Raw genomic sequence first — 10,033 nt, 5'->3', positions numbered from 1 at the left:
CTGCTCCCCGGGAGTTCATGATGTCCCGCTTCACCCAGCGCATGGGTGCGCTTCTGGCCGCGGCCACGGTGGCCGCCGCCCTCGGCGCCTGCTCCTCCGAGGCCGAGCCGGCCGCCTCCGGCGAGAGCGCCGCCCCCGCCTCCACCACCCGCGAGATCACCGACGCCTCCGGCGCGAAGGTCACCGTCCCGTCGGCCCCGAAGAACATCGTGGCCCTCGCCGAGACCGACCTGGACGCGGCCCTCGCGCTCGGCGTCACCCCGATCGGCGCCAGCAAGTCCCGCCAGGGCGACTCGGTCGCCGGCTACCTCGTGCCGCAGCTGCCCAACGTCAAGCTGGTCGGCGAGATCGTCGAGCCGAACATCGAGGCGATCGCCACGCTGGACCCGAAGCCCGACCTGATCCTCTACGGACACTTCCTCGACCCGGACCCGGCGCAGATCAAGGACCTCAACGCGATCGCGCCGACCGTCATCACCAGCATGGTCGACAGCACCTGGAAGGACAGCCTCAAGGGCGTCGCGAACGCGCTCAACCTGGAGGCCAAGGCCACCGAGGTGCTCGCCGCCTACGACAAGAAGGTCGCCGACACCAAGGCCGCCATCGCCGCGAACGGCGCCGCCAAGGTCAGCCTCGTCCGCTGGAACCCGCAGGGCCCGTCCTACCTGCAGAAGCAGCACTTCTCCAGCACCATCGTGGAGGAGCTCGGCCTCAAGCGCCCGGACGCCCAGCTCACCGAGGGCACCGGCCCGTCCGACCCGGTCAGCCTGGAGAAGCTCGACGTCCTCGACGCCGACTACATCTTCCTCGGCACCCTGAACAACGACGGCGCCGCCGCCCTCGAACAGGCCAAGGCGAACGCCTCCTGGAACCAGCTCGGCGCGGTCAAGGCGAACAAGGTCGTGGCCGTCGACGGTGTGCCGTGGACCTCGCGCGGTGGCCCGATCGCGGCGGGCATCGTCCTCGACGACATCGCGAAGTCCCTCAAGGGCTGACACGTCTGATGCGGGATCGTCGGGACGACTGGCACTACACGGACGGGCGAGGGGTCACCCTCACCCTGCCGCGACGGCCGCGGCGCATCGCCGTCGCCGAGCTGCTCGCCGTCTCGACGCTGGCCGCCGCCGGGATCCGTCCCGTCGCGGCGGCCCTCGGCCCGGACCCGGACGGCGACGTCTGCTTCGCCGCCGCCGGGTTCGCGCCCGGCGGAGTCGCCCGGCTGGACACCCCCGGCGATCCCGCCATCGATCCCGGCCTGCTCGCCGCGGCCCGGCCCGACCTGGTGGTCGACCGTTTCCCCCGCGAGCACGGCTTTCCGGCCGTCGTCCTGCCGCTCAAGGAGCGCGGACAGTCGCTCGACGACCTGCTCGCCGAGACGGCCCGGCTCGCCGTCGCCCTCGGCGCCTCGCCGCCCGCGACCGATTCCTATCAGGCCGCGAAGCTCGCGCTCACCGCTTCGCTGTCCGGCCGCACGATCATCTTCGGGTACGCGCGGGGCGCGCGACTGTCGATCCTGGACCCCTCCCGCTACCCCTGGCTCGTGACGCTTCACGAGCTGGGGCTGCGGGTCCTCGGTGACCGCACTCCCGACGACGGCCCGCACGGCACCCCGGTAGCGTGGTCCGCCGTGTCCGCTGATCTGATCATGGTCAATGGGGAGATCCCGCCCGGCTTCCGCGCCCACCCGTGGGACGACGCCTGGCACGCGTTCTCCTACGGCAACTACGCCCGCCTGTTCACCGCCCTCACCACCCTGGACCGGACCGCCGCGTGACGAACACCCTGCCCCGCCGGATCGCGGGGCTGCTGCTCTGCCTCGCCCTGCTGGCGCTCGCCGTGCTGCTCAGCCTCGCCGTGGGCGCCCGCGCCATCCCGTTCTCCACGGTCGTCGACGCGCTGTGGCACTCCGACGGCTCACCCGAGGCCGTCATCGTCACCACCCAGCGCGTACCCCGTACCGTCCTCGGTCTTCTGATCGGCATGGCCCTCGGCCTGGCCGGAACCGTGATGCAGGCGCTCACCCGCAACCCGCTCGCCGACCCCGGCCTGCTCGGCGTCAACTCCGGCGCGGCCGCCGCGGTGGTCACGGCGATCAGCTTCTTCGGCATCACCACCGCCTCCGGGTACGTGTGGTTCGCGTTCGCCGGAGCGGCCGCCGCCACCGTCGTGGTCTACCTGCTCGGCGCCGGCGGTAGGGGACCCGGCGGCCCGGTCCGGCTCGCCCTGGCCGGCACGTCGATCGGCGCGGTGCTGGTCGCCTACACGTACGGGGTGCAGATGCTCGACGCGAAGGCGCTCGACCAGTTCCGGTTCTGGATCGTCGGCGGCCTCTCCGGGCGCGACCGGTCGGTGCTGATGGACGTGTTGCCGTTCCTGCTCATCGGCATCGTCGTCGCCCTGCTGCTGAGCCGCCCGCTCAACGCGCTGTCGCTCGGCGAGGACACCGGCCGGGCGCTCGGCGTGAACCTGGCCCGCACCCGCCTCGCCTCGGCCGCCACGGTCACCCTGCTCTGCGGCGCGGCCACCGCGGCCGCCGGTCCGTTCGCGTTCATCGGGCTGGCCGTCCCGCACGCGGCCCGCGCCCTGATCGGCGCCGACCTGCGGTGGGTGCTGCCGTACGCCATGCTGCTCGCCCCCGTCCTGCTGCTCGGCGCGGACGTCGTCGGCCGGGTCGTGATCACCCCGAGCGAACTGGAGGCCGGCATCGTCACCGCCCTGCTCGGCGCGCCCGTGCTCATCGCCCTGGTCCGCCGTCGTCAGGTGGTGCCGCTGTGACAACGGTCAAGGACGTACGGCTGGCCGCCGACCGGGTCTCGTTCCGGGTCGAACCCCGTACCCTCCTGGTTTGTCTGATTCTGATCCTGGTCACCGCCGGGCTGGTGCTGGTGTCGCTGAGCGTCGGCGACTATCCCGTCCCGTTCCCCGAGGTGATCACGTCGTTGCGGGGGGAGGGCAGCCGGCTCGCCGAACTGTTCGTCGTCCAGCGGCGCCTGCCGCGCGCCCTGGTGGCCGTGGTCGCCGGTATCGCCTTCGGGATCAGCGGCGCGATCTTCCAGCGGCTCACCCACAACCCGCTGGGCAGCCCCGACGTCATCGGCTTCGGCTACGGCGCGTCGGTGGGGGCCATTCTGGTCATCCTCTTCTACGGCGGGGGCGCCGTGCTCACCGCCACCGGAGCCTTCGCCGGTGGCCTGATCGCGGCGATCGCGGTCTATCTGCTCGCCTACCGCAGCGGCGTCAACGGGCTGCGGCTCGTGCTCGTCGGCATCGGCGTCAGCGCGATCCTCATCGCCATCATCAACTACCTGGTCAGCCGGGCCGACCTGCGCGACGCCCGGGCCGCCACGGTGTGGATCGTCGGCAGCCTCTTCGAGCGCCGGTGGGGCGACGTGCAGCTGGTCGGGTTCGGGCTGCTGCTGCTCATCCCGATCACCGTCGTCCTGTCCCGCTACCTGCCGATGCTCGAACTCGGCGACGACGCGGCCGCGGCCCTCGGCGTACCGCTGGAGAAGGCCCGCCTCGGCCTGGTCGTGGTCGCGGTCGGCCTCACCGCGATCGCCACCGCCTCCACCGGCCCGATCGGTTTCGTCGCCCTGGCCGGGCCGCAGCTGGCCCGGCGGCTCACCCGCTCACCGGGCGCGGGGCTGACCGCGGCGGGCCTCATGGGCGCGCTGCTGCTGGTCGCCAGCGACCTGATCGCCCGGCGGGCGGCCGCCCCGAGCGAACTCCCGGTCGGCGTCGTGACCGCCGGCGTCGGCGGCATCTACCTGGGCTGGCTCCTGCTGGTGCATTCTCGCCGGGTTCGCTGAGACGAGCCCGCCGAGGACCGTGCGGGCCCCCTCGGCGTCACCTCAGGCGGTGCGTCCGTCGTAGTAGTCGCGGTTGGCGAGCACGGCGTCCATGTGCGTCTCCGCCCACGCCTTCACACCCTGGACCGTCTGATGCAGGGAGAGACCCAGACCGGTCAGCTCGTAGGTGACCGTGACCGGCACGGTCGGCGTCACGGTCCGGGTGATCAGACCGTCGCGTTCCAGGGCGCGCAGGGTCTGCGTCAGCATCTTCTGGCTGACACCGGCCAGGGTGCGGGACAGCTCCGAATACCGCAGTGGCCGCGGCTCACCGGCGCAGTCGCTGCGAAGCGCGGCCAGGACCAGGACGACCCACTTGTCCGCGATCCGGTCGAGCAGTTCACGGCTGGGACACCGGGCCACGAAAGCGTCGTACTCCACCTTCGCGGCCGCCCGCTTCTGCGCCGCTGTCGTCGTCGCCACGCACTTCTCCCCACGTTACGCACCTTCAGGTGCCTACTTCCTGATGGAAAGCTACCCCCCGATAGTGGAGTCCATGAGTGATCAACACGGCTCCGCCTCTCTTCCCGGCGGCTTCCGGGCACTGGGGGACCTGACCGTCACCCGGTTCGGCTACGGCGCCATGCAGCTCGCCGGACCCGGGGTGATGGGACCACCCGCCGACCCCGGCAACGCGCTCACCGTGCTCCGTGACGTCGTCGACCTCGGCATCACCCACATCGACACCGCCGGCGCCTACGGGCCGCGCGTCACCAACCGGCTGATCCGCGCGGCGCTGTATCCGTACCCGGAGTCGCTGCACATCGTCACCAAGGTCGGCGCCGAGCGGGACCGGCAGGGTGGCTGGCCCCCGGCCCGCGACCCCGGCAGCCTGCGCCGAGCGGTGCACGAGAACCTCGAAGACCTCGGCCTCGACGTGCTCGACCTGGTCAACCTGCGCCTCGGCGACGCCGCCGGACCCCGGCCCGAGCCGGTGGCCGAAGCGTTCGAGACCCTCGCCGAACTCCAGCGGCAGGGCCTGATCCGCCACCTCGGGCTCAGCAACGCGACACCGGAACAGATCGTCGAGGCGCAGGCGATCGCACCGGTCGTGGCGGTCCAGAACCTCTACAACCTCGCCCACCGCGACGACGACCGGCTGATCGACGAGCTCGCCCGGCAGGGCATCGCGTACGTGCCGTTCTTCCCGCTCGGCGGCTTCAGCCCGATCCAGTCCTCGGCGCTGTCGGCGGTGGCCGCCCGGCTGGAGGCGTCGCCCCTGTCGGTCGCGTTGGCCTGGTTGTTGCGGCGGTCACCGAACATCCTGCTGATCCCGGGTACGTCGTCCCGCGCCCACCTGCGCGAGAACATCGCGGGCGCGGGCCTGCCGCTCTCCGCCGACGATCTGGCCGACCTGGACAAGATCGGCCACTGACCGGATCGGTCAGCTGGAGCCGCGGACGGTCAGGGTGGTCGGCAGGCGGCCGGCCGATGGCAGGGCCGGATCGAGCAGGCGCCGCACCGCCGCCGCGGCCTCGTCCTCGACCGGCATGTAGACCGAGGACAGGTCGGCGGCCTCGGCCAGGGCGCTGCCGTCGAAGCCGACGACCGCCACGTCGGCCGGGACGCGGCGGCCGGTCTCGCGCAGCGCCTGCAACACGCCCATCGCGGTGACGTCGCACGCGGCGAACACCGCGTCCAGGTCCGGTTCGCGCCGCAGCAGGTCGCGGGTGGCCGCGTAGGCGGTGGGCCGGGTGAAATCACCGTCCACGGACGCCACCGCGAGGCCCGCGCCGGCCAGCACCCGCAGGAAGCCCGCCCGGCGTTCGTCGGCGCACGGTGTGGGCGGGCCGAACACGGCGCCGATCCGGGTCCGGCCGGTGGCGACCAGATGGGCGGCCGCCTGACTTCCGCCACTGTCGTTGTCGGGGGCCACGAACATCACACCGGGCGCGGAGCGGCCCAGCGCCACGGTCCGCGACCGGCGGGCCAGGGCGGCACCGGCCGCGCCCGGCAGGTTGATCAGCAGACGGCCGAACGGCGCGTCGTCCTCATCGGAGGGTGGGGCGGCCACCCGGCGTACCTCCAGGGCGAGATCCTGGTCACCGAGCGCGCGCATCGCGCCGGCCAGGACCCGCCCGTAGAAGGGTTTGGCGCTCATCGCGGCCGGATCCGGGTCGACGATCAGCACCTCGATGCGGTCCCGCCGGCGCGGTCCGCCCCGCCCGGACGCCAGGGCGCGGGCCGCCGCGTGCGGCTCGAAACCGAGCCGGGCCGCCACCGAACGCACATGATCACGGACCGTCGACGAGGTCCCGTACGCTCCGTTGATGGCGCGGGAGGCGGTGGCCTTCGACACGCCGGCGGCACGCGCCACATCGGCCAGGGTGGGATGCCGTCGTTCCATGTGGATCACGATAACCGCAGATCTTCGATTGACGCGGCCTCCTAGGTTGTGCGAGTGAATATCAGGTATCTCATACACAACGCGTACGGAGTCGGCGGAACGATCCGAACGGTCTTCAATCAGGCCAACGCGTTGTGCGCCACCCACGACGTCGAGATCGCCAGTGTGTACCGCACCGCGGAGGTTCCGGCGTTCACGCTGGATCCGCGGGTGCGGCTGGTCTCACTGACCGATCTGCGTACCGACGGCACGAGGTGGAACGGCACGCCCCGGCGTCTGCGCAAGACCCGGGCGGTGCGCAACCCGCTGCCGCACGGCCGGGACTTCCGGTACCACCGCTGGGACCCGGTCGTCGACCTGCGGATCATCCGGTACATGCGGGCCCAGAAAGACGGGATCCTGTTCAGCACCCGGCCGGCGCTCAACCTGCTGTCCGCCTGGTTCGCGCCACGCCGGCTGGTCCGGATCGGCCAGGACCACATGAACTTCGCCAGCTACCGCAAGGGCCTGCAGAAGCGGATCGTCCGCGCCTACCCCCGCCTGGACGCCGTCACCGTGCTCACCCGCGCCGACCTGGCCACCTACCGGGAGGCGCTCGGCGACGCGATGCCGTTGTTCCGCATCCCCAACGGCATTCCGCCACGGACCGGGACGGACGAGCCGGACCGCGCCCGGACCGTGATCGCCGCCGGGCGGCTGGGCAAGCAGAAGGGCTTCGACATGCTGATCGACGCCTTCGCCCTGGTCCACGAGCAGCACCCGGACTGGCGGCTGGACATCTTCGGCGAGGGCCAGGCCCGGGGCCGGCTCACCGCCCGGATCGCCGAACGCGGCCTCGGTGACGTGGTCCGGCTGCGTGGCGTGACCCGCACCCTGGACGCCGAATTCGCCAAAGCGTCGATCTTCGCGCTGTCCTCCCGCAAGGAGGGCCTGCCGATGGTGCTGCTCGAAGCCATGAGCGCCGGGCTGCCGGTGGTGTCGTTCGACTGCCCGACCGGCCCGGCCGACGTGGTCGACGACGGGGTGAACGGGCTGCTCATCCCGCCCAAGGACGTGCCCGGCCTGGCCGCCGGCCTTTCCCGCCTGATCGACGCCCCCGCCGAGCGGGAGCGGTTGGGCGCCGCCGCGCGGACGACCGCCTCCGGCTACGAGATGCCGGTGGTCGTCGCGCGGTGGGAGGGGCTCTTCGCCGATCTGCTCGGCCACCGTAGGGTGCCGTCCCCGCGTGCCGGCGCGGCGGAGGGCGCCGTCACCGACCCGGTGCGGCGCCGCTGACGCGGTCACCGGTCAGCGGCAGGGAGACCTCGAAGGTGGCGCCCGCGCCCTCGGCGCTGCGGGCGGTCACCTCACCGCCGTGATCGTGGACGATCTGCCGGACGATGGCGAGCCCGAGCCCGCTGCCGCCGGTGCCCCGGCCGCGCGCCGGGTCGGCCCGCCACAACCGGTCGAAGACCAGCGGAAGGTGCTCCGGCGCGATCCCGACCCCGGTGTCGGTCACCTGGAGCACCGCCCGGTCGCCGCGGGCGTGCGCGCGCAAGGTGACCGAACCGCCGGACGCGGTGGCGCGTAACGCGTTGCCCACCAGATTCCCGACGATCTGCCGGATCCGGTCGGCGTCCGCGTCGGCGAACACCGGGCCGTCCGACTCCACCGTGAGCCGGACGCCCGCCGCGTCGGCGGCCGGCCGGTGCGCGGTGCGGGCCGTCTCCATCAGCTCGGCCAGATCGGTCGGCTCCCGGTGGTAGACCAGCGCCCCGGCCTCGGCCAGCGCCAGCTCCTGGAGATCGTCGACGATCCGCTGGTTGAGGATCACCTCGTCGTGCAGGGACGCGAACACCGCCGGCGTCGGCTCGATCACCCCGTCCTGGATCGCCTCCAGGTAGCCGCGCAGATTCGCCAGCGGGGTACGCAACTCGTGCGCCACATCCGCGATGAGCCGCCGCTGATCCTCCTCCGCCGCGCGTACCGAATCGGTCATCTGATTGAAGGCCCGGGCCAGCTCGCCGATCTCGTCGCGGCCGTCGTCGGGCACCCGCCCGGCCCGGTCGCCGTCGGCGAGCCGGCGGGCCGCCGTGGTCAGCGTGCCGATCGGGCGCAGCACCCGCCGGCTGATCAGCAGCGCGCCGCCGACCGCCAGCGCCGCCACCACCACGGTGATCAGCAGAACCGGGCCGGGGTCCAGCGCCCGTACCGGCTCGTTGGCGGCGCCGATCGTCAGCAACAGCGTCGCCGGGGCCACGTCCGAGTCGGTGACCCGCCGGCGGAACGCCTCCCGCAGGCAGCCGGCCTCGGCACACTGCCCCACCTCGAGACGGTCCGTCGCCCGCGTCGCCTCCGCGAAGGGACCGGGCCGGCACGCGTCGAGAGTGCCCGGATCGACACCGGACAGACCATGACGGGGTACGCCGTCCGCGCCCACCACGCCGAGCGGCGTATAGCCGGCCCGGAACAGGCACGCCGACCACACCGTCTCCTCCCGGTACGCGCCGATGGCCGTGAGCGTCGCCATCCGCTCGTCACCGCCGACCGGCAGCACCAGCGTGGGCAGCGGGTCGACGATCACCGCGACCGGGCCGGGCGGCCGGGCGGCGCGACCGTCCATGTGATCGGTATCGGCCACCACGTTGCCGTACGGGTCGACCAGCCGCATCCGCTGCCCGGTCTGCGCCCGCAACCGCTTCAGGGTCTGGTCCACCCCCTCCCAGGTGCCGTTGCGCAGCGCCTGGGCACGCAACTCGGCGTGGATCGTCTCGGTCGTCTCCCGGGACGCCGACGCCGCCTCGCCCACCTGGTCGCGGGCCTGCCACCAGGTCAGCGCGACGGTCAGCCCGGTGGCGCCCAGCCCGACGACCGCGACCAGCAGGAAGACGCGGATCCGGAAGCTCACGGTTCGGCCGCCAGCCGGTAGCCGCGCCCGTAGACGGTCTGCACGTACCGTGGATCGTCCGGGTCGTCGCCGAGCTTGCGCCGCAGGTTGCGCACGTGCGCGTCGACCGTGCGCTCCAGAACGTACCGGTCGAAACCGAAGGCCTTCGCCAGGATCTCGCCACGAGTGAACACCCGCCCCGGCGCCCCGGCCAGCACCTCGATGATCCCGAACTCCTTGGCGGTGAGCACGATCGGCCGCCCGCCGACCCGGACCTCGAACCGCCCGACGTCGACTTCCAGATCCCCGGTACGCAGCACCGGCTGATCCCGGTCCCGCAGCGCCCCCGACCGGCGCAGCAGCGCCCGCACCCGGGCCGCCAGCTCACGCGGACTGAACGGTTTGGTCAGATAGTCGTCGGCCCCGGCGTCCAGGCCACGCAGGATGTCGTCCTCGGCGGCGCGGGCCGTCAACATGAGGATCGGGACATCCGACTCGGCGCGCAGCACCCGGCAGACGGTGACCCCGTCGAGCGCCGGCATCATCACATCGAGCACCACGAGATCCGGCCGCCGTTGCCGGCACGCCTCGAAGACCGCGGGCCCGTCCCCGACCAGCGTGACGCGGTGCCCTTCGCGCCGCAGGTACGCGGCGGCGAGCTCGGCCTGCTTGGGGTTGTCCTCGGCGATCAGGATCTCGGTTGCCACCCATCGATCCAAACACCACCCCGCAACCTCCATCGATGTCGCGAGACACCGTCCTCACCCGGGGGGAGCACGCCGCGTGGCCCGCATGATCATTCTGCGGATCGTCCACGGTGCCGGCCGGACCGGTGATCGTCATGGTCGAGCCCGGCGGTGATCAGCGCTGGTCACCGCCCGTCGTGCGGCCCCGGCGAACCGGGTCACGCCTGACCGAAGGGCGCCCCGGCGATCGAACCCGCCGAGCCGGCGTGAGCAGCCGGTAATCTGC

At 72.7% G+C, this 10,033-nt stretch carries 10 protein-coding genes; 6 read left to right on the top strand and 4 right to left on the bottom strand.

Annotation, left to right across the window (positions count from 1 at the left end; all coding sequences use genetic code 11):
• The first annotated feature begins 20 nt into the window (after nucleotides 1-20).
• From J5X75_RS22200 to J5X75_RS22185, 4 genes are read left to right on the top strand one after another with little or no spacing between them, the layout of a single operon-like run.
• Complete coding sequence (locus J5X75_RS22200) at nucleotides 21-995, top strand: ABC transporter substrate-binding protein (RefSeq protein ID WP_208469400.1); 975 nt, start codon at nucleotides 21-23, stop codon at nucleotides 993-995.
• A gap of 8 nt (nucleotides 996-1,003) precedes the next feature.
• On the top strand, nucleotides 1,004-1,774 hold the full coding sequence (locus J5X75_RS22195; RefSeq protein ID WP_208469399.1) for an ABC transporter substrate-binding protein: 771 nt from the start codon (nucleotides 1,004-1,006) through the stop codon (nucleotides 1,772-1,774).
• Entirely contained in the window at nucleotides 1,771-2,775 is a 1,005-nt protein-coding gene (locus J5X75_RS22190; RefSeq protein ID WP_307798199.1) for a FecCD family ABC transporter permease, read from the top strand. Before J5X75_RS22195 ends, J5X75_RS22190 begins: the two co-directional genes overlap by 4 nt.
• Complete coding sequence (locus tag J5X75_RS22185; RefSeq protein WP_307798198.1) at nucleotides 2,772-3,809, top strand: FecCD family ABC transporter permease; 1,038 nt, start codon at nucleotides 2,772-2,774, stop codon at nucleotides 3,807-3,809. The genes J5X75_RS22190 and J5X75_RS22185 overlap by 4 nt, the downstream gene beginning before the upstream one ends.
• A gap of 42 nt (nucleotides 3,810-3,851) precedes the next feature.
• Here J5X75_RS22185 and J5X75_RS22180 read toward each other — a convergent pair whose 3' ends face one another.
• Nucleotides 3,852-4,271: a winged helix-turn-helix transcriptional regulator gene (locus tag J5X75_RS22180; protein WP_208469398.1), complete on the bottom strand. Its 420-nt coding sequence runs from the start codon at nucleotides 4,269-4,271 to the stop codon at nucleotides 3,852-3,854.
• A 73-nt stretch (nucleotides 4,272-4,344) separates the two neighbouring features.
• On the opposite strand from J5X75_RS22180, the gene J5X75_RS22175 reads away from it, so the two are divergent.
• A complete protein-coding gene (locus J5X75_RS22175) occupies nucleotides 4,345-5,223 on the top strand; it encodes an oxidoreductase (RefSeq protein ID WP_208469397.1) in 879 nt (292 codons plus the stop codon).
• A gap of 9 nt (nucleotides 5,224-5,232) precedes the next feature.
• Here the strand turns inward: J5X75_RS22175 and J5X75_RS22170 are convergent, their stop codons facing one another.
• On the bottom strand, nucleotides 5,233-6,195 hold the full coding sequence (locus tag J5X75_RS22170) for a LacI family DNA-binding transcriptional regulator (protein WP_208469396.1): 963 nt from the start codon (nucleotides 6,193-6,195) through the stop codon (nucleotides 5,233-5,235).
• A gap of 54 nt (nucleotides 6,196-6,249) precedes the next feature.
• On the opposite strand from J5X75_RS22170, the gene J5X75_RS46040 reads away from it, so the two are divergent.
• Nucleotides 6,250-7,470 carry a glycosyltransferase family 4 protein gene (locus tag J5X75_RS46040; protein WP_208469395.1) on the top strand — a complete coding sequence of 407 codons (1,221 nt, stop codon included), beginning with the start codon at nucleotides 6,250-6,252 and terminating at the stop codon, nucleotides 7,468-7,470.
• Here the strand turns inward: J5X75_RS46040 and J5X75_RS22160 are convergent.
• Together J5X75_RS22160 and J5X75_RS22155 are read right to left on the bottom strand one after the other, a co-directional pair.
• On the bottom strand, nucleotides 7,445-9,082 hold the full coding sequence (locus tag J5X75_RS22160; protein WP_208469394.1) for a sensor histidine kinase: 1,638 nt from the start codon (nucleotides 9,080-9,082) through the stop codon (nucleotides 7,445-7,447). The two genes, J5X75_RS46040 and J5X75_RS22160, sit on opposite strands and share 26 nt — an antisense overlap.
• The gene (locus J5X75_RS22155; RefSeq protein WP_307798197.1) at nucleotides 9,079-9,768 is read right to left on the bottom strand and encodes a response regulator transcription factor; all 690 of its coding nucleotides are present in this window, start codon (nucleotides 9,766-9,768) and stop codon (nucleotides 9,079-9,081) included. Before J5X75_RS22155 ends, J5X75_RS22160 begins: the two co-directional genes overlap by 4 nt.
• Between the last annotated feature and the right edge of the window lie 265 nt (nucleotides 9,769-10,033).

This window comes from Actinoplanes flavus (genome assembly GCF_017592555.1).
In the GTDB taxonomy this organism is placed as follows: domain Bacteria; phylum Actinomycetota; class Actinomycetes; order Mycobacteriales; family Micromonosporaceae; genus Actinoplanes; species Actinoplanes flavus.
Note: the sequence above shows the minus strand (reverse complement) of the source record. Positions and strands in the feature narration are given on the sequence as shown.